At 36.1% G+C, this 20,307-nt stretch carries 21 protein-coding genes; 6 read left to right on the top strand and 15 right to left on the bottom strand.

Annotation, left to right across the window (positions count from 1 at the left end; all coding sequences use genetic code 11):
- Positions 1-176 precede the first annotated feature (176 nt).
- The 10 genes from ACP3VS_RS10735 to ACP3VS_RS10690 all read right to left on the bottom strand — a co-directional run bounded on the left by ACP3VS_RS10735 (position 177) and on the right by ACP3VS_RS10690 (position 9,687).
- Entirely contained in the window at positions 177-1,022 is an 846-nt protein-coding gene (locus ACP3VS_RS10735) for a DUF2785 domain-containing protein (RefSeq protein WP_426388675.1), read from the bottom strand.
- The gene (locus tag ACP3VS_RS10730) at positions 1,019-1,780 is read right to left on the bottom strand and encodes an alpha/beta fold hydrolase (protein WP_012294595.1); all 762 of its coding nucleotides are present in this window, start codon (positions 1,778-1,780) and stop codon (positions 1,019-1,021) included. The genes ACP3VS_RS10735 and ACP3VS_RS10730 overlap by 4 nt, the downstream gene beginning before the upstream one ends.
- Before the next feature lie 169 nt (positions 1,781-1,949).
- Positions 1,950-3,005, bottom strand: a complete 1,056-nt coding sequence (locus tag ACP3VS_RS10725; RefSeq protein WP_332291879.1) for an ankyrin repeat domain-containing protein — start codon at positions 3,003-3,005, stop codon at positions 1,950-1,952.
- A gap of 186 nt (positions 3,006-3,191) precedes the next feature.
- Positions 3,192-4,259, bottom strand: coding sequence for a DUF4085 family protein (locus tag ACP3VS_RS10720; protein WP_426388672.1), 1,068 nt, complete (start codon positions 4,257-4,259; stop codon positions 3,192-3,194).
- 668 nt (positions 4,260-4,927) lie between these two features.
- Entirely contained in the window at positions 4,928-5,170 is a 243-nt protein-coding gene (locus tag ACP3VS_RS10715; RefSeq protein WP_012294599.1) for a hypothetical protein, read from the bottom strand.
- Between the two features lie 97 nt (positions 5,171-5,267).
- Positions 5,268-6,623, bottom strand: a complete 1,356-nt coding sequence (locus ACP3VS_RS10710) for an NAD(P)-binding domain-containing protein (protein ID WP_426388670.1) — start codon at positions 6,621-6,623, stop codon at positions 5,268-5,270.
- Between the two features lie 331 nt (positions 6,624-6,954).
- Positions 6,955-7,371, bottom strand: coding sequence for an arsenate reductase (thioredoxin) (gene arsC, locus ACP3VS_RS10705; RefSeq protein WP_426388669.1), 417 nt, complete (start codon positions 7,369-7,371; stop codon positions 6,955-6,957).
- 12 nt (positions 7,372-7,383) lie between these two features.
- Positions 7,384-8,442 carry an ACR3 family arsenite efflux transporter gene (arsB, locus tag ACP3VS_RS10700; protein ID WP_036161760.1) on the bottom strand — a complete coding sequence of 353 codons (1,059 nt, stop codon included), beginning with the start codon at positions 8,440-8,442 and terminating at the stop codon, positions 7,384-7,386.
- The gene (locus tag ACP3VS_RS10695; RefSeq protein ID WP_012294603.1) at positions 8,435-8,761 is read right to left on the bottom strand and encodes an ArsR/SmtB family transcription factor; all 327 of its coding nucleotides are present in this window, start codon (positions 8,759-8,761) and stop codon (positions 8,435-8,437) included. The genes arsB and ACP3VS_RS10695 overlap by 8 nt, the downstream gene beginning before the upstream one ends.
- Before the next feature lie 377 nt (positions 8,762-9,138).
- On the bottom strand, positions 9,139-9,687 hold the full coding sequence (locus ACP3VS_RS10690; protein ID WP_012294604.1) for a DUF6143 family protein: 549 nt from the start codon (positions 9,685-9,687) through the stop codon (positions 9,139-9,141).
- 251 nt (positions 9,688-9,938) lie between these two features.
- Here ACP3VS_RS10690 and ACP3VS_RS10685 point away from each other — a divergent pair, with 251 nt between their 5' ends.
- Positions 9,939-10,571 carry a hypothetical protein gene (locus ACP3VS_RS10685; RefSeq protein WP_004229970.1) on the top strand — a complete coding sequence of 211 codons (633 nt, stop codon included), beginning with the start codon at positions 9,939-9,941 and terminating at the stop codon, positions 10,569-10,571.
- A 208-nt stretch (positions 10,572-10,779) separates the two neighbouring features.
- Positions 10,780-11,391, top strand: a complete 612-nt coding sequence (locus tag ACP3VS_RS10680; protein ID WP_012294606.1) for a hypothetical protein — start codon at positions 10,780-10,782, stop codon at positions 11,389-11,391.
- A 304-nt stretch (positions 11,392-11,695) separates the two neighbouring features.
- Here ACP3VS_RS10680 and ACP3VS_RS10675 read toward each other — a convergent pair whose 3' ends face one another.
- Positions 11,696-13,051: an FAD-binding oxidoreductase gene (locus tag ACP3VS_RS10675; RefSeq protein WP_426388666.1), complete on the bottom strand. Its 1,356-nt coding sequence runs from the start codon at positions 13,049-13,051 to the stop codon at positions 11,696-11,698.
- Between the two features lie 365 nt (positions 13,052-13,416).
- On the opposite strand from ACP3VS_RS10675, the gene ACP3VS_RS10670 reads away from it, so the two are divergent.
- Positions 13,417-13,692 carry a YqhV family protein gene (locus tag ACP3VS_RS10670; protein WP_012294608.1) on the top strand — a complete coding sequence of 92 codons (276 nt, stop codon included), beginning with the start codon at positions 13,417-13,419 and terminating at the stop codon, positions 13,690-13,692.
- A gap of 322 nt (positions 13,693-14,014) precedes the next feature.
- On the opposite strand, the gene ACP3VS_RS10665 is transcribed toward ACP3VS_RS10670, so the two are convergent.
- From ACP3VS_RS10665 to ACP3VS_RS10650, 4 genes are all read right to left on the bottom strand, one after another.
- Positions 14,015-14,440 carry a YfmQ family protein gene (locus ACP3VS_RS10665; RefSeq protein ID WP_031416018.1) on the bottom strand — a complete coding sequence of 142 codons (426 nt, stop codon included), beginning with the start codon at positions 14,438-14,440 and terminating at the stop codon, positions 14,015-14,017.
- Between the two features lie 357 nt (positions 14,441-14,797).
- Entirely contained in the window at positions 14,798-15,295 is a 498-nt protein-coding gene (locus ACP3VS_RS10660; protein ID WP_289448960.1) for a DinB family protein, read from the bottom strand.
- 127 nt (positions 15,296-15,422) lie between these two features.
- Positions 15,423-16,070, bottom strand: coding sequence for a type A chloramphenicol O-acetyltransferase (gene catA / locus ACP3VS_RS10655; RefSeq protein ID WP_036163740.1), 648 nt, complete (start codon positions 16,068-16,070; stop codon positions 15,423-15,425).
- Between the two features lie 338 nt (positions 16,071-16,408).
- Positions 16,409-17,005, bottom strand: coding sequence for an SCO family protein (locus ACP3VS_RS10650; RefSeq protein WP_012294613.1), 597 nt, complete (start codon positions 17,003-17,005; stop codon positions 16,409-16,411).
- A 586-nt stretch (positions 17,006-17,591) separates the two neighbouring features.
- Between ACP3VS_RS10650 and ACP3VS_RS10645 the strand changes: the two genes are divergently transcribed.
- The 3 genes from ACP3VS_RS10645 (at position 17,592) to ACP3VS_RS10635 (ending at position 20,301) form a co-directional block, all read left to right on the top strand.
- Positions 17,592-17,927, top strand: a complete 336-nt coding sequence (locus ACP3VS_RS10645) for a DUF485 domain-containing protein (RefSeq protein ID WP_012294615.1) — start codon at positions 17,592-17,594, stop codon at positions 17,925-17,927.
- On the top strand, positions 17,928-19,481 hold the full coding sequence (locus tag ACP3VS_RS10640; protein WP_031416021.1) for a solute symporter family protein: 1,554 nt from the start codon (positions 17,928-17,930) through the stop codon (positions 19,479-19,481).
- A gap of 481 nt (positions 19,482-19,962) precedes the next feature.
- Positions 19,963-20,301, top strand: a complete 339-nt coding sequence (locus tag ACP3VS_RS10635; RefSeq protein WP_031416022.1) for a DUF485 domain-containing protein — start codon at positions 19,963-19,965, stop codon at positions 20,299-20,301.
- The last annotated feature ends 6 nt before the right edge of the window (positions 20,302-20,307 follow it).

Raw genomic sequence — 20,307 nt, 5'->3', positions numbered from 1 at the left:
AAAATACGGCATTACAATGTTCGAAAAATTCTAATTCTACAAAGCGTAATTCCTCGATACTAAAATTGAATGTGGCAATTTAGCCTAATTCAATTATTCTACTCCATTAGCCATCCATGTAACAAAAAACAGCGCTTCTCAGCAAAATCCATGGATTAGGACAACCACTTAATCCTTTAACTGATAGAAAACCTGTTTAATTTTGCCTCAGTGCCAAGTATGGCAGTATTAAGCTCATTTCCTCGGCTATCTTGTCCCCTTCTGAAATAGAGACTGCGTAAAAAATTCTTGCTGTTCACGCGAGCAATCACCTGACTGCGACTTCTCGGCAAATTGCAGCATTGCGCTAAGCAGCTAATCCAATCAGCAATTTCTTGATGTGGAAGTAATTCTTTGTCAATCATTGTATCCACGATATTGACCAACCGCTCATCATCCTCATCACTAAAAATATGTATTCCATTATGGAGCATGCTAGATATAGCGACAAGCACCTCACGTAGCATTGCAACGCTGCTCTCCTCGCACTGCACCAGCTCAACAAAAACATCTGCACCGTGAGACGCGCTGTGAGCCCAGCCTCCTACTGAAAGGTAACCCCGCAGATCCTTCTCCTCCTTGTAATAACGGAGCATGTCTCGCATTAATTGCTCAATTTCTTCTTGAGTTAAAAATGGATTCTGTCTGTGGCGTTGTATAATCAAAGCGATAGGCAAGGCAGAAAACGTCCTTGTAAAAACTGACTGATCCTCCTCACTGCCAATTTTATAGAACAAATGGTTCTCATCCGTCAGAACAGTTAAGAGACTACGCAACTCCTCTTCACTGAACCTATTCTCTTCCTTAATCCACATATAAAACATCGGATAAATCAAGTTATCCCGCAATTCTGGCTGAGGATCACCGATATATTGAAGTAACAAAGGTAAGAAATCTTGATGCTGCTCACCTTCGCCTAACTGATACGCATTCTCCTCAATTCTTTGTAAATCCTCCATAAGTTTAAACCTTATGTCGCTCATTTTCCCATCTCCTTTAACATGAATATAATCTCTTCTATTACAATATCAGGCTCATCATGATGTATATAATGTCCACTACGACTAGCAATCCGGAACTTACTAGACGTTGACAGCCATTGGAATTCTGCTTGTAGACTTTGTTCAATTCCTAATATTTCTTGTGAGGGCCATCCACCTTCATTTTCATTAGTATCGGGTAAACCTCTTGTAATAATTGAGAGAGGGATATCACTTTGGTTTGAATAATCAACGATTTGCTTATAACTCTGTATTTTATCAATTTTCTCACTATTTAACATAGGGTTCTCGAAATATTCCCTATTTCCTGCAAGTAGATTTTCTGGTAGAACCTTTTCATAGGCAAGTTCTTTATATTCCGGTGCAGCGTCAACCAAAACCATACCACAGATGTCCAGCGGATAAAGACTGGTATACAATCTGGCGACCAATCCACCAAAGGAATGGCCTACTAATATATAAGGCTTCTCCACATCAAGCGCTTGTACCAATTCGGAGAGCTCCTCAACAAGATCACAGCAAGTTCGCGTAACAGCTACGTCTTGACTCCTGCCAATACCCGCCCTGTCATAGGACAAGGTTGACGTTTCTTCCGATATTCGATCTTGGACCTTTTTCCATGTTTCATGGCTATCGCCTAACCCGGCAATAAAGATTACGCTGGGTGTATTTTTACGATATTTATTGAACCGTATACGCCTATTATAGAAATTGATTATCTTTTTATGTCGTATCGTCATTTTAATCACCTAATTAAATTATAAGCTTTACATTATTATTTCTACAATATAAAAAAGGTCCGTTTATGCAACTAAGGGGTAATTTTCCAAAGCCCTTCATTGCCGTTAAGTGCTTAGAAAAAGTGGATAGTATTGTTTATAAAAATGGTTATTGGATTCGTTAAATATGTTAGCGCTTATATTCGGGCTGTTCTAAAATAATTGGATTTGGATTGCTAAGTACCCATTGCACTGCTAACTCGCATAGTCTCGCAGGCTCCTTATCTCCATCACCTTTGTAAAGTTCTTTCGCTAAAGTGATAGATTCCTGAAGTGCAGCGGGATGTAATGGTGTACCTAAGCTAATGTAATGGTTCAAACTTTTGAGCATTTTACGAAAATCATTATCCCAGTTGATGCCGCCATTATGTAAAATTTCGTATGAGACTTTACCAGTAATACGAATAACCTCTCCTTGTACAGTTTGGGCATGTCCTTGCGAAGGAATTAGTAAATCCCAAAGTTCATTATGTTGTGCCTGCCAGCCCTTTGTACATACTGTTATTTTAGACTTACCATCATGCGTTTTTCGCTTCTCTACAGGTGAAACATCAAATAGCTCATAAAGACGGGAAAGTGCCTCATCCGTTTCTTTCAAATATTCTTTATTAAAACCTTCTCTATGAAATTCAAAGTCTTTTCCAATTCGCTTAATAGAATTTTTCATTTCCGGCGTTACAGCTATACCTGCGCTCAAAAAAATCTCAGAAATTTCCACTAGATCAACAATATTTATATTTCTGCATACTGCTAAAGCTTTGTCCAAAGGCGTCTCATTCAACATATTTACCGCTCTTATATTTGCTCCTTTAGAAACCAATGTGCGCACCGCATTTGGTTTAAAAAAAGCAGCCGCAGCAAATAAAGGTGTTTCATTTTGATAATCCAAGGCTTCTATATCCGCATCTAACTCAAGAAGCAATTCAATATTCCCCCGCCAATTTATTGCCTGATTATGTAAAGCTGTTCTTTTGTAATTGTCTCTCGCATTTATATTTGCTCCCTGTTCCGCCAGCCAGCGAACCAATTCATCCGGTACATCGAAAAAGCTTAAGGCTGTTGTTTTACTATAACCGCCATATGCATCTAGCTCGCATTTGGTAAATACCGCTTGTAATGCCGCAATATCACCTGCTTCAATTAGTTCACTAAAATTTTTCGGTAACGTTTTTCTCTTCCTCGCCATATGTATTTTCCTCCTCACATTAGATTTTTGAATACAATTCATCACGTCATTTACTAACTATATACCATTCTATATTTTACCATGTTTTAATTTCTTTTTTGGCATGGAGGAGGGATTGGTTGTGTCAACTATCCATAATACTAAAAAAGGCTGTTCAATCACTGAACGTTTTGAACAGCACTCTTCTTATTCACTTTGCCATTTCAGTTTTACATCCTCCTCTAAACAACCGAGTTGATTGAAATGGTTGGCAATAATATTAAAATACATATTTTCATCTGTGTTTATATCGACTTTACGAAGCACATCATTAGCGATATGTGCGGCATCCTTTCCTAATGCAAAGATTGTGTTGAAGGCACGCACACGTATATTTTGGTCTAAATCAAACATAGCAGATAACAGCTCATCAGCCGGTATAGGCTCACTAAAATGAGCATATGGATCTTCATAAGTAGCACAATAAATCCGCTCTCTTGCCTCCTCAAAAGTATCACCTAGTAATACTCCTCCAGCAAAAATCCCATTATCCGATTGCGAAATATTAGCCATATTAATCTCTACAAAATGCGTATCTTTTACAATATAATGTTTATCATCTAGGTTTAGTGCAATAACATAATCATCCCACGTAGCGACTCCTCCTGGTTCAATATAAACTGCAGGACGATACAAGTATTTTGCTGTCACATCTTTGAAGAAAATCGTACATTCAGCATAAGGGCTACCAAAGCTAGATAAAACTCGTAAGGCATATCTACCTTCAAACTTTATTAGTTCGTCATACACGTAATAGCCTTCAAGATCACCCTCTATATGGGCATCATGAAAAACTAATTGGACCATTGACTCGACTGTAAACCCGTTACTCATATCTAATAAAAGCATAAAATTATTTCCTTGTTGCTCAGCATTCAAAATTTCTCCATCGTGCAATGATTGTGAAAAAACAGTTTTTGCAGACGAATGAAAGCTTTCCACAATTGCTTCACGCTCTTCATAAATAGCATTACTCTTAGTTATGAACTGCTCAATTGTCACATTGCACCACTCTTGAAACTCTTTCATTAAAGTATCATTTCCAAATAGAGTTCGTTCAATCATTCCGGATTGAAACTTTTGTGGTAAGACATCTATATACGCAGTTAAATACTCGTATAAATGATCTTCAAATTCGCCATCGAACTCCTCTTCAAATGGATATGTTTGTGCTGCGTTGAATACTTCCTGACGTTCACGTGTTAAGAAAAACATCATCCCACTCCTTTTAGCTGTAATGCCTGTTATTTAAAGTATATGAACGATAAAAAAATGTAGTTTTAAAGTGTCTAATATACAGGTTTCTATGCTGAGTACACACTCAGCATACTCTTGAAAAGTACTTATAGTAGACCTGTTTATGTATTGCATAAATAGCTGTTTAAAGAATATTTCATTGAATTCAAAATTTGGTTTTGGAAATTTATCTAAAATGAATATGTAGTGAATTTAGTACTATTTCTTAAAACATTATTTATTTTTGCCACAAGCCATCACGGCAGCTATTGAAATAATCACGCCCATACCCATTAAAAAAATAACATCTCCTCATTTCAAAAAAACAGCCCACCAAACCAAATAATACCAAATTTTCAGCCATTTAAAAGCTCGTAGTTGTATGTAATTTTATTTCTATACCCAGCTCTATATTTAAGAAAGTTTCTACACAAGTACTTCTTTAAGCATAAGACCCATTTTAATTATTTTCTCCATATAGTTTGATAAGGGTTATATAACACTGTAGCGAATAGCTAATTACTTTTATAATCATCTATAAAGCTAACCCGTTCTAATTTAGGACAGGTTGCTTCAGGAGATATTTTGCACTTTTCAAGCGATTTTTTACACATACAACTTGATGTAGTTAATGCGGCATTACAATGTTAGGGAAATTCTAATTCTATAAACGTCATTCCTCGATTTATCTTTTCATGTTGCATCGTAGACGACCGTGTAGAGACAGGGGAAATGCCAATCCAACCCTCTACCCTATTGTCTTCTTCTGCAACAAAACGCAATGTTGCATGTTGCCTTTCATCCCTTACCTGTTCACTTGGCACAATTATTTTAAAGGTTGCCAACCCTGTTTCGATTCCTTCTTTATCAATCTGTAATTCCTCTTTCAATCCTTCTTTTCCATTTTACGAATAATGAGTGTGTCCATCCTAATTCCCTCCTTATTATTTTAAAAGGACTGCTAGCTTTCGCTAACAGTCAGAATCATTAACAACATGAATTTGATGGACCGGCAAGATTTATTCCACATACACCGGTTTCAGGTAACTCCAATTCCACACGTTTTGAAGCTTCTTCATCATCTGATAAAAAAGCTGTTATGGAACGAACTTGTTCGTAGCCTGTTGCCATTAAAAAAGTTGGTGCACGTCCATAGCTTTTAGCTCCGACTATATAGAAGTCCTTTTCTGGTTGGCGTAGAATTTCTTCTCCATGTGCTCTTACTGTGCCACAACTATGCACATTTGGATCAATTAATGGTGCTAAGGAATGCGCACTTTCAGTTGCTGAATCAATGGAAAGCCGTAATTCACTGTTAATTGAAAGGTCTGGTCTACTTCCTGCATTGACAATAAGCTCTTCAAATCCTGTTAATACTTTTTGTTCTCCGTTCATTGCACCAACAATATGGATGTTCTCAACTTTCTTCACCTGTGAGATATAGAAAGGTGTTATTACTTCAATCTTACCTGTATCCACTAATTCATGAATGCGAATACCAAGTGTGCCACGGGCTGCTAATGCATCTTTTTCTTCGCCACCATAGGCTTCTTCTACAGACTTTTTACGCATAATCCACACTAGCTTGGTTGCAGGATTCTCTGTTTGTAATTCCGCAAGCGCCAATAATGTATTAATAGCTGAATGACCACCTCCAATAACTGCAATCTTCTTATTGGCATATCTCTTAGTATTCGTAGCAATGTCTGGGATACCATATTCAATGTGATTGGCTAATGCCTTTTCACTTTGTAGCCATACACCTGTAGAATTTGCTGGGTTGGGATTTCCCCATGTACCCGTTGCATCAATAACTGCTCTCGCCTCAATCATACGGATGTCATTCTCTTGTTCAATATAAATAGTAAAGGGCTGTTCAACTCGATTTTTTGTCTTCATCTTATCATTCAACTGTCGTGAAATCCCTACTACTTTTGCGTTCAACTGAATGTTCGGCTTCATTTGTACTAGCTCAGAAAAAGGCTTTAAATAAAGATCAATTAATTCATGTCCTGTCGGTAACGTATCTAAATTAGGTGATACCCATCCGGAGTCATCTAATAAAGCTTTAGCCGCTTTATTAATATTATATCGCCATGGTGAAAATAGTGTAACATGCCCCCAGGTACGAATATTGTGTGCTATTTCACGCCCAGCCTCAAGTAAAATAAATGCTTGCTTTTGTTCCACTAAATGAGCAGCTGCAGCTAATCCAATAGGACCTGCGCCAATTATGACAATCGGTAAATTCTTGTTGGATTTATTAACACTCTTCTGTACTTCAATATCCTTTGTAGTAGTACAACAAGAGCCATTTTGGTTGATTATATTTAGTGTTTTCATTATTACCTTCTCCTCTTTTTCTTTATATAAGCATTCTCTTATATATAATATATTTTTTACGTCTAGCAGTTAGCTAGACGTTTAAACTTTGCATGTGTAATTAACACATTTCACATATCGTTTATCAATTTCTTTTACAGCACTTTTAAATTGCAACCATGTCGAAGCGCCGTAACAATCCAAGGCTTCTTCAAAAAAAATCAAAAGCGAACTCTTTGGCCTGACTCAATGTGTGCTCTCTACTATTCATAATAACTATTAAATAAGCGATAAAATAGTCTAGAGTTCATACGCTAGCATGATTCACTGTCATTTTTAATCCTCCATTCAATTACAGCTCATCAGCTACAAATTGCTCAATGCGTTTGCCGATTGCATCACGTACATTTTGGAATACAGTCCATTTCTCTTCATCTGTTCCTGTCGCTTTCGCTGGATCTTCAAATCCCCAATGCTCACGACGTACGTGCGGTGGAGTCATTGGGCATTTATCAGCGGCATCACCGCATAACGTAACAACTAATGTGGCATTGTTTAATGTCTCAAAATCAATTAAATCTGATGTGTGATCCGAAATATCAACCCCTACCTCTGCCATCGCTTTAATGGCCTTCGGATTTGCGCCATGTGCTTCGATCCCAGCACTTTCTACAGTCCAATTAGTAGGGAGTAATTTTTTTGCCCATCCTTCAGCCATTTGACTTCGGCATGAGTTCCCCGTACATAAGAAATAAAGTGTATTTGTCATAAAAATTGCTCCTTACAATTCAACGGTTTTAAAGTATTTTTTCTGCCAACGTAAGGCAACCCATACAAGTCCGATGAGAACAGGTACTTCTACAAGTGGACCAATAACAGCAGCAAATGCCACGCCACTGTGAAGGCCAAACACGCCAACTGCCACGGCGATCGCTAGCTCGAAGTTGTTACTTGCAGCTGTAAAAGAAAGAGCTGCTGTGACAGGATAAGAAGCACCTGCTTTACGAGAAGAGAAGAATGACACAGCAAACATCACCACAAAGTAAATAAATAATGGAATAGCAATTCGCACTACATCAAGTGGCAGTTCTACTAATTGCTCACCCTTTAAAGCAAACATCATCATAATCGTAAATAACAGTGCAATTAAAGTAAGTGGTGAAATCTTTGGCAAGAACTTTTCTTCATACCACTGTTTCCCTTTTGTTTTAATCCCTATCCATCGTGTGAGGAACCCTGCAGCAAACGGGATACCTAAGTAAATAAGTACACTCTTAGTAATCTCCCACATAGAAATGGATACATGGAAATTCTCTAAACCAAACCAACCAGGCAATACATTTAAGAAAAAATAAGCAAAAATAGAATATGTCACGATTTGAAAGATGGAGTTAAAAGCAACGAGTCCAGCGACGTATTCCCGGTCTCCACGGGCTAAATCGTTCCATACAATGACCATTGCTATACAGCGAGCTAAGCCAATCATAATGAGTCCAGCCATATATTCAGGATAATCATGCAGGAAGATGATGGCTAAAAAGAACATTAAGAACGGTCCGAGTAACCAGTTTTGAAAAAGGGATAGCAAAAGCACCTTCCAATCCTTAAACACGCGCCACATTTCTTCATATTTTACTTTCGCTAATGGTGGATACATCATAACAATTAACCCTATTGCAATCGGTATGGACGTTGTACCAATAGACATGGCCTCTAATGCTTCGCCGATATTGGGCATGGTGATACTTAATACGACACCGATACCCATTGCAACGAATATCCAAAGGGTAAGGTAACGATCTAGAAAAGAAAGCTGTTTGGTTAAAGATTCATTACGCATGATCAGTCCCTCCTATATGGCAACAATCTGTGCCACAGTTGCACCCGTTTAAAGGTTGAATTTGTTCTAAAATCCCCTTCATCAATGGCGTTTGATCCTCTACTAAACGGTAATGTTTCCAAGTCCCTACTTTTCGTTCCGTAATAATGCCTGCCTCCTTTAATTTTCGTAGATGCTGACTAACGGCTGGTTGTGATATTCCTAACACCTCCACAAAATCACATACACATACCTCCCCATTTTTCATGCATGCAAGTAATTTAATGCGATTCAAATCTGCTGCTGCTTTTAATTGTTTTTCAATTAGTGTATTTTCCATGTATCTGCACTCCTTATATAACTATTTACTTATATATTATTTTAAATAAAATCACCTAACCAATTCAGGTGAATAAATTTTTATATAACTATACACTTATATTATGTACACTGATTGGAAATTGCAATAAAAATTTTTATAGATATTAAAAATTATTGTTTTGTTTAACCATTATTCCATTACTGTCTGACCAAAGTACATATTCATCCTGAAACGAAACCTATAGATACCTGTTTTTTTGGTGCGAATACACAAGGCTATTCCATTTTTTCGGAGTTATTTCTAATGGAAAATCTTCTATAAGTAAGAAGGTTAAGCATCCACCGTCAGAACTCTTTTATTAAAATATGAACTAAGTAAATATTAATATTCGAATTTTAGTTAATAATTTTCTTTTTCCTAACCGTTTTTTCAAACCATCCAAATGCAACTTCTGCCTCAATATATTCATTGTCTGGTGCAACTAAAAAAATGACAAATGATTCACCCGATGGGAAAATATATTTTCCATCTTCATCACTAACTAAAGTACTTTGCGGGGGTACTATTCGCTTAAACGCATTGATTCCATTCTTAGGTAGTCCATTAACAAGTTCAGCAAATTTGATGTTCACCTCCGGCTTTGGAAGTGGAGAAATGGCTGTGTTTGAAGGTGTCACATTTTTCGAAACCATTGGATTTCCAGGTGGAATTGCGTTAAACCAGATTTCAGCTACAAAAGGTTGATTTGAGTGATTCGTTATGGTAAACGCATTGACAAATAGATCTACATTTGAATGATGGGGGTTACTTAAACTACCCCAAGCATTTTTTCCTTGTCCGAAACAAATCGCTTCAGTTTGTCCTACAAAATATCTCCCCTGTAATGATTGATATAATGGATTAGGTATATTAACAGCCTTAATCATTCGATCATGATTCATCATAAGAACAACACTCCTTTCTACAATTTATGTAAATTAATATAAAATGTGCAGATAAAGATTTTTCTGAAACAAAAATGTTGAACAGACGAATAATTAGCTTCATTATATTTTTTCATGAAAAAATATAACTCTAGAATTAAATATCTATTTAAAATTATTCATGAATACAAAAATGAATAGTGAACTTTGTATGTAAACACACCCCTCACTTCCAACTTATGAATAAGTTATGGAGAGGAGTTGATAAAAAATTGAGTGAGAATAAAACTAGAAAAAATGCTACTAATAATGAAATAGATCAATTTTATAAAGCTGTAGATGATTTCAATGAGGCAGCGAGTGCTTTTTTCCGTATACCCATTTTTTTTAGCCACCAAAACCTATTTACTCTGGGACCATCGCAACCACCATTATCACAAGAGCAGCGATTCATTATTCGCATGTTTAATGAAATAAAAGAGGTGCTTCTTTTCCCTAGAACACTACCAAATACAGACCAGTATCCTAACACCACTTTAGAAAATGTCCGTAGAATTGTAAACTCTAGTTACGGAACTATAGCTGCCCTTTTAAAACCAACACGTCGTACGGATCAATTAGAGCCCTATTCACCTTTCATGCAAATAGAACCTTCCATGTCTTTTCAACACGGGCTCCCTTTGCTTCTTGTGAAACAAAGTACTATTAAAGCTGGGGGGATTTGGGGTGATGCGGGACCCCTTGCACCCTTCACTCCATTAATTTGGTTTTCTGAAACAACGACAGTAGATGAATTTTTTGAAAGTGTAGCATGGAAAGAAGCACTGCAGAATTGGGCAGGGCAAGTTAGAAGTGGCTATTTTATTCAGACTAATCCGGAATTTAAATATACATGCGATGACTAAAACTGGGTTTCCTATAAATTAATTGGACGTATAAACAAGAAGGATCACTTGTCGCGCAATGTGGTCTTTCTTATCTATAGTATATGTAGTTCATTTGTGAACCATTTGAAAGTGTTTTTACTACATTAAAATATCCATACATAAGGTGATTGTTCATGTCTAATACTCTTTACTACATATTATAAATAGAAAGGGGATAAGTTCTTGTATGGATAATTGTCGGTATAATAGTAGATTGTCAACATTTAGAGCATGCGATAACTCCGGACCATTTATGGCTACAGAAACCAACTGTATAAACCCTTCTTCTCCTACTGATAACACTATAATTGCATTCTCAACTGGAAATTCAACATCACATATTCAAGCTCTAGTTGGACTTGCAAGTAGTATAGGGTTCGGTACTGCAAATACCGTTTCGATTATAAATAATGTCATTAACTTAAATGGAAACACGAGTGAAGCCTTCACAGTTCCTAGTGATGGTAACATTACAGCTATCTCAGCGTCATTTTCTCCATTAGGATCATTACCTTTAGTAGAAGGATCTGTTACAATCCGAGCTCAAATTTTTCATGCACCCGTTGGAAGTAATATGTTCACTGGTACAAGTGCCTTTGTTGATTTAACTCCCCCTATAACATTACCAGTAGTAACCTTCGGACAAATTGCTTTCGCATCAAGTAATATTTCACCCTTATCTATATCAGTTGGAGATTGTTTATTAATGGTATTTTATATCTCATCAATAATGGTAAACTTCCCAGTTAATTTAATTGGTACTGCAAGTGCAGGTATTCATATAGTAACTAAAAAATAATTCAACTTCACCTACTGTTATTTAGGATAATGAAGGTGATTGAGTTCTATTTATTCCTTCAATCATTGTATGTATAAAATATTTATGATCCATAATGAACCACTCAGGAGATTGCAAAGAAATACGGGGTTTCACATCGAACCATTATTCGCTATTGAATGGAACTGAGTGAGAGCTGAGGGATGGCTAAACTGGCCCCAGCAAAACTACACCACAGTTAGTAGTAACTACTAAACTGTGGTGTAGTGTTAATTTGGTGTTCACTTTACTATTATCATTTTAAAATCTATCCTAATTTTCTATTTCACTTTAACCCCTGTGGAAACCTAAATACATTCAAGGGATCATACTTACTTTTTACTCGATTCAACCTCTGTGCATTGCCTCCGAAATACTCTTTCTCAAAATTTTTAAGATGACTAATGGGAAAGTTCACATAGGAACCTTTTGTCATCTTTTTAATAATGTCAAAGCGTTCACGAACCCATTCCTGATTTCCTTTAGCATACCTATCGTCTATCCATACAGACTGAATGCCCATGATATATTTGGCATCTCTATAGTAAAAGGCCGTTTCATTTTTATCTATGTTATTGATTGCTCCCCCTAGTGCATAAAAGGATATAGCTGCATAAACTGAACCATTGGGAGGGCTTTCCACAAGTCTTCCAATATTTTCGAGCTCATCGGATGTATAGCTCCTTTGAACAAACCTACCCGTTGATTTAAATTTTTCAAACGGTGGATAAGTTGCCTCTACCCTTCTCACTGCTTCTAGAAAGGATAATTCTTCTAAGTTCATTCGAAATCCCTCTATTTTTGCAAAAGGTTGTAAAATTTTTTTTGCCAATCTTGAAGAACCGTAAAAAAATCCTGTTGCAAAAATACCTAACCCTTCTTCCTCCGTGTTATAAAAGCTTGCAACCAAAGTCATTCGTTTATCCAGTTCAGGTAACCAGTTTTGCCAAATATCCATAACTTCTAGTTGCTTAGCCTTTGTAGTATTTACATAAAAGAATCTAATTAATGTGACAGGGCCTTTTATTGGTTTTGGTAACTGAAAAGTCATGCTTACAACCACCCCAAAATTACCTCCACCAGCACCACGACAAGCCCAGAAAAGATCAGAGTTGCAATTTTTATTTGCCTTTATGATTCTTCCCTCAAAATCTACCAATTCAAGTTCAATCAAACTGTCACACCCTAGACCATAAAGTCGACTGGAGAATCCCCAACCTCCACCCAGTGTAAAGCCAGAAACTCCAACGGTCGGGCAAGTTCCCCCTGGAAAAACATATCCATTTGAACCTATAAAATCATATACGTCTGAATTTTTTGCTCCTGCTTCGATTGTTAATACATCTTCCTTCTTCTCCAAACTCATTGCATTTAAGCGACTTATATCAATTACCAATACAAAATCACCAGAGGAATATCCCTCATAATGATGTCCACCCGACCTAATGCGAATTCCGATGCAATGTCTACGTGCCCAAAGAACGGCGTTAACAACATCCTGCTTTATTTCACAATATACAATTACCAGCGGGAATTTCTGATTAGCTCGATTCCATTCTTGTCGTGCTTCATCATAATTAGGATTTTTTATCGTTATCACTTCACCTGTTAATCCTTTTAAAAGCTTAAAATCTTGTTCCATTTCAGTCACCTCTACTAATACAATAATAGTTTTTTATTATCGTATTCTTTGGCTTCAAAAGGGTGTAGGTATTAGGGACGTATGATTGAAGTTCTCAGGGGTATCAATCACTTCAAAAGTTGTGCTCGAAAACAAGTAGATTTTTATACTATTAATAATTTGTTTGTAATTAGGATAAATTCTAACCTTACCTACAATAAAACTAGAAATTTACCTATTAACTTAATAACTTTAAAGTATCAGATAAAAAGAATATTAAATATGAATCCTACATATATTGATTTTAATATTGCTTGAAAACAGGAGTCTATTATTAGCCTAATCATGAAATTATAAAATAAGCGAAAATTATCTATAAAGATAGGATGATGACAATAATTGATAAATCGCTTCTTGCTATGGTTATTTTACGTGTATTATCTGGAAGTATTGAAGTTAGTGCTGGATTGTTAATGCTGAAGCTGAATAACTTGGAAAAAGCATTCTATATTAATACAATGCTTGCTTTGTTTGGCCCAACCGTTTTAATTGTCACGACTGCAATTGCATTATTTGGATTAGCTGATAAAATTCCTGTGACGAGAATCATTTGCCTATTTACGGGAATTACCCTTATTATAATAAGCTCACATATTAAGTAATAATAAATGAATCTAAAAAAGCACTTTCCAGGAAAGCGCCCTTATATATTAAAACTAACTCTTCTCTTTAAAAAGTCATAACATCTACCTCAAACCGTCCCATCATTTTCTAATTTTATATGAATCACTTCTTGTAGAAGCCTTTGGAGGATAGAAGCAACATTGAACGCATCATCCAGAATACCCATTAAGATACCAAGTACATTCACTACAAAACTATGTCCTATTCTATCCCTCTATAATTTCGTATAAAAAAAGGGATTTCGCACCGATAACCGAAGTACGACCAAATCCCTATTTTTTCGAAAATCGCATTAGAAGTTTAAATAGTGAAGTTTTGTAGACTTTCTGAACTTAGACTATATGAAATCACTTTCTCCTTACGTTTCCTGACTACATCCACATGATTGTCGTAGGGAAAAATTAAGAAATTCACATCTTTTTTACCACTTTTTAAGTTGATGATAAAAGGTGTAACATTCGTCTCAGGCTGTAAAAATAATTTTTCATTGCCCGGAAATATATAATATTTTTTCAAAAAGATAGCTTTGTTAAAAAAGTCTATAAATCTTATTTTTTCTCTCTCTTCTAAATTCTTTCCCTTAAATGAGATCGTAACCTCTTTTGAGTCGAGTTCTTTATGAAGCTCAAATTTATTTACTAGCCACGCCACAGCTATACTTGGTGGGCTCATTAACAATTTAATAATAGATCCAATCACTATTGTAATTATCAATCCCGTTGTCATATCCTATCAACTCTTTCAGCTATTTTTTCTTAATAGCTACTACTATATTAATAATTTCATTTCTCATTAATCAGTAATTACGCTATATTGATGTTTATCATCCACCTTTCAATGATAAGGGATTTATATTATTTATCACCCTCCAATTTTAAATTTTTTTGACCATCCACTTATGTACTAATAACATCTCTGGTATGTCATGTATCGAAGTAAATCTAATACTTCTAATACCCTATTAATCCAGCAAAATATAAAAAGCCCAAAACTTTTTGTCGTTTTTAAGACAATTCGTTTTGGACATTCCTTTTTATCATTGGTAGATTAAGATTCTGCTCTTATCGAATTAAGAAACTTCATTCATGGTGCTTCTTCATCAGCCGAGGGACCGTAGCTGCCGGGCACCGGAATATTGAGAAGGCGTAAATATACTCCGAGTTGCGCTCTATGGTGAATCATATGGCTTAATCCAAAGGTACGGAACGCCATGGCTCGTGGCTGACTGCGGATGATATGTTCACCTTGACGTAATGTCCATTCTTCAGCAAGCAGCTTCTCGTTACATTCAGCTAGCAACTTTTCAAGCTTGTCTACGTTTTCATCAAATTCATTCAGAATGGAAGCTTGCTTATTTATTGGCTCCCTTCGCAGCGGTACTGTCAAAAGATCAAACTCTGAGTGCTGAAGTATTGCGATTTGCCAGTTCAGTAAGTTGATTAAATGTGTGGCTAACCCACCAAGTGTCATCGATTTCTCGTGCGGCTTCCACGACAGGTGCTCCTCAGGCAAACGTTCCAAAATGCGGCGTGTAGCGGCTAATTCATGCAATGTGTCGCCGATAATCAGTTGTTTAATCATAGATTCCTCTCCTCCCTTTTGGTTAGCATACTATAAATTCCATTCAAATAGAAAGCTCTCACTAGACTTGGCTTTATGCTTACGGCAATAAAAAGAAGCTGTAATCACAGCTTCTTTCATAAAAAAACTATAGCCACTCCGCACTATTATCAGCAAGTCCTTGCAGCTCATTCATAAAGATACCTGCATGATAACCATCACAAACGGCATGATGAAATTGTAGGGAGATTGGTAGGTGGTACTCCCCATTTATACGCGTATACTGAGCGCCGGTTATAATTGGTAGTAGGTAATCTCCACCATTATGAATGTTCAAATTAAATCCAGTAAAGGAACACCAAGGAATCATAGAGATTGGGATATTGTTTTCTGGCACAGGCATTTTTGGAAACATTCGACCTGTACCTTTATACATATCTACATCTTGCTCGTATTGTTTGTGAAATTCAGAAAATGGAGTTAAATTGGATGTCCAAACGCAAGAAAATGTGCACGACTGTTTTTCAAAAATTGTGTAAGATGGTAACATTTCCGTCCAATAACCTAATTGCCCTTCTTCGTTAAAGTTAGTTCTGAATTCTTGATGAGCATTGACTATTTTAGTCATCATAAAAATAAACGCGGGATATAGCTTAAAATTCTTTTTCTTTAAATTCTCCATCAAAACAGTAATATTAATTTCATTCGTTATACTAAAGGTTGTTTGTTGTTGTAAATAGTGTTCAAAATACTCTTTGCGGTGCCAATTCTCACGGTCAATCAAATTAAATTCCATTTTTTACGCCTCCTAAAATGTTTTATTGGATTTAGGAGGCAATTTTCACTGCTTTTTTCATTTAAATCATCCTTTTTTCTAAATGAAATATGAGAACAGTATAAGGATATGTGATGGGATAGTCAATTATCATCATAATACTAGAGCTTCTTAATAGCAAAATTTGTCGTCAAAAACGAATTTCGAGAGGGGCTTTTACTTGCGTATATACATAACAATTAATATAAAATTTTATGGACTAATCTGTGCAATATTGAGAAAGTAAATGGAGACGAATGCATTTTTGAAGGAGACTCCCTAGACCACAAAAAAACACAGAAGTCCCATGGACCTCTGCGTTACTTGCTCTCCTTAATAAGTGCCTTCATATCTCCAACGATTGTTTCAACTGGTACGTTCGTCGCGCCATCATAGTCTTTTACAACTGTGCCGTCTGCATTCACTAAATAATAGCTCGACATATGTATGACTTGGTCTGAGTTAGGATCATTTTTGACTAAAGAATTGAATGATTTACGTGCAAATTGCTCGATAAATTTTTGCTGATAACCTGTTAGTAGCTGCCACTTGCTTTCATCTGCAACGTTATACGTATTTAGGTAGTTTGTTAATACATCTGGCTTATCCACTTCTGGATCTACACTAAATGCAACAATTTGATAATCTTCAAGGCCTTCATCCTGCAGTGCCTGCTGTACCTCTGTCATATTAAATGTCATGGGCGGACAGATTGTTGTACAGTTTGTAAAAATAAACATAGCCAACCACGGCTTGCCCTTTAAATCATCCAGGCTTACCTGTTCATTTTTTTGATTGGTTACATTAAAATCTTGAACCTCAATGTTTAAAGATGGCTCAAATTTATAACTTCCGCAAGCAGCTAAAATGCTACTGATTGCTAGTACTAAAACTAGCAGTATGCTTTTCTTTTTCATTTGTATTGCACACATCCCTTCATTTCTTCACCTTATTTTATGCATTCTAGATACCAAATACAAGATAATGAACTTCCGCAAGCAATGCATTTTGTGTAAGTTGTGAACATTAACTAATTTTGGAACTCCATCATACTTATTCTTCCGAATAGCTCTCCTTTTTCAGAAATTTTTTCATAGCTTTTTTTTATTATTTTCGTTATTTCCCAAAGAAAATAACGATTGTTATATAACAAACGATTCTTCACCTTATTATGAATCTGGAATTTTAATAGCAGAATAATAAAATACAGAAAATTCTCTTTTAAGTGCAAATTTTCTCCCGCAATCATTTTTATTAGCAGCAAGCTATTTTAAGAATATTATATCAATAAAAATAATCACTCTCTTTCAAACAATATTTCTCTATTAAATCCTTAATATTTCTATGTTATTACCATAAAAATGAAATGACTAAAAATTATAAAAACTCAAAATTTAGTATTGCATTATAAGAATATCCCCCATAAAATAAGTGAATATAACGACGAACGAAAAAGAAATATGTCGTTTAAAACAGAAATATATAACTTTAGGGGGAATAATAATGGCGAATGTTTCTAGTAAAAAACAAGCACAACCTATTGATTATCATGCAATCGAGGCTATGGAATCGTTCAATAGTTTTGTGAAAAAGAAAAACACCTTTCTTTTTTCGATTACAGCACTGTTTCTTATTCTTTATATCCTACTTCCAATCCTCGCATTCCAGCCTGTACTACAACAAAAATTCTTCGGAAATATTACAGGGGTATGGGTGTACTCAGCTGGATTATTTGTGATGACTATCGTGCTCTGTACAGTATATGTAAAAAAAGCTGCTTCATTCGATAAAGCTGCAGCTGCTGTGTTAGCCGAGTATCAAACGAAAGGTGGTAACTAAATGAATATTGTATCCGTTGGTTTCTTTTTAGCTATTGTTGGTTTAACACTCGTTGTTACCTATATTGCAGCAAAGCGCACTTCCTCAGCAGCTGATTTTTACACAGCTGGCGGCGGATTAAAGGGATGGCAAAACGGGTTTGCCATTGCTGGTGATTATTTATCAGCAGCGGCATTTCTTGGGGTGTCGGGTGCGATTGCTTTAACTGGCTTTGACGGTTTCTTCTTCTCAGTGGGCTATGTTGTAGCCAATTTAGTGCTTTTATACGTTATTGCTGAGCCTATGCGCAATTTAGGCCGCTATACACTAGCTGACATGTTAACGGCTCGTTTTAATGAAAAGCGAATTCGTGGCGTAGCTGCATCAGGTACGATTATTATTGTGATTCTTTATATGATTGCACAGCTTGTAGGTGCAGGCGCATTGATTAAACTACTGTTCGGCATTGAATATTGGGTTGCTGTGTTAATTGTCGGTGTAATGATGACTACTTATGTTTTATTCGGTGGCATGACAGCGACGTCTTGGGTGCAAATTATTAAAGCTAGTCTACTATTATTCGGGACAGGCTTATTAGCAACATTAGTATTAGTGAAGTTTGATTTCTCTCTAATGAAAATGTTTGACACAATTGCAGTCGATCATGGGGAGGAATTCCTTGTACCAGGAATTAAATACACAAGCACGATTGATTCTGTCTCTATGATGATGGCCCTAGTTTTAGGAACATCCGGTTTACCACATATATTAATGCGCTTCTTTACTGTAAAAGATGCTAAAACAGCTCGTTCTTCTATTTCATGGACAACTTGGATTACAGCTATCTTCTTCTCGTTAACTATATTTTTAGGATTCGGCGCGTTAAACTTTGTCGGTCTCGATCAAATTTTAGCTGAAAGTAAGGCTGGTAACACAGCTGCTCCACTACTCGCACATTATTTAGGCGGTGATGTGTTAATGGCATTTATTGGGGCTGTAGCCTTTGCAACAATTTTAGCCGTCGTTTCTGGCTTAGTATTAACAGGAGCATCCGCGATTTCACATGATATATATGGAGAAATTATGAAAGGTGGAAAATTAACAGAAAAGCAACAGGTAGTTGCAGCACGTACAGGCTCTATTTCCATTGCAATTGTCTCTATTGTTTTGGCGCTGTTTGCACAAAGCTTAAACGTTTCGTTTCTAGTGTCATTTGCGTTTTGTATTGGTGCTTCCGCAAATTTACCTGTCATTCTTTATACTATCTATTGGAAGAAATTCAATTCTACTGGTGCTGTAGCAGCCATGCTAACAGGGTTAATTTCTTGTTTAATCTTAGGAGCGATGGGACCAAATGTATGGAGTCCTGTTGAAGGTGCAGCTATTTTTGTTGGTAAGCCACTTGTACCACTAGCTGTTCCGGCCATTATTACCATTCCATTAGGCTTTATTGCAGGTTATTTGGGATCAGTCCTTTCATCTAGTAAAGTACCGACTGAAGAGGCCGAGCGTATTTATAAAGAAATTCGTGTAAAAGCGAATACTGGCGTTTCTGTATCTGATATTTCACATTAATTTTTATGCACCTTATGCATAATGAACCGAAATTCAAAATATACAAAAAAATAGGCAAAAAATTCGATTTTTGGTCGAGTTTTTCGCCTTTTTTGTTATTCCACAACTAGCAATTTACTTATCGAACAATATTATTTGACTTCCAAAATACAGAAAAAAACCAATTTTCACTAAGGCAATAGTATTTAAATATGGATAAAAAATCTAGGCATTTTTATAAATTTATCGTTCTTTTTTTGTTAAGAATCTAGATTTCTCTTTGCTTCATTTATTTGTCTGAATATTCTAAAACCCTATATATTCTTGATTTAGGAGGTTATTTTCTCTTTCAGGACTATTTTCAGAAAAATTTTTTTTACATAATTTTTCTGAAATGTATTGCAATTTTGTGAACTCTTTCATAAAATGAGAATGTGAATTCACTAAACTAGCAAAATCAAGTCTTAAGGCAGAAAAAATATACACAAAATGGGGAATGTTAATGGCGAACAATCAAGCAAAAAAAGGTGTCGTGATTGACTATGATGCAATTGCAAACCAAGAATCGTTTAAGTCTCTTGTACGTAGAAAGAACTCTTTTCTTTGGTCTATGACTGCCATATTTTTATTGGCCTACATGTTGTTACCAATTCTGACATCGTACACAACAATTCTACACCAAAAGGCATTTGGGGAAATTACTTGGGTGTGGATTTATTCCGCAGGGCTATTCATTATGACATGGGGGTTATGTCATTTATATGTAGCTAAAGCAAATAGCTTTGACAGAGAAGCTAAAGCAATTATCGCAGAATACGAGAACGGAGGTGGCCACCGATGAATAACG

It is taken from the genome of Lysinibacillus sp. VIII_CA, from assembly GCF_049943995.1.
Classification (GTDB): Bacteria; Bacillota; Bacilli; order Bacillales_A; family Planococcaceae; genus Lysinibacillus; species Lysinibacillus pinottii.
This window is presented reverse-complemented; position numbering and strand designations above follow the sequence as displayed.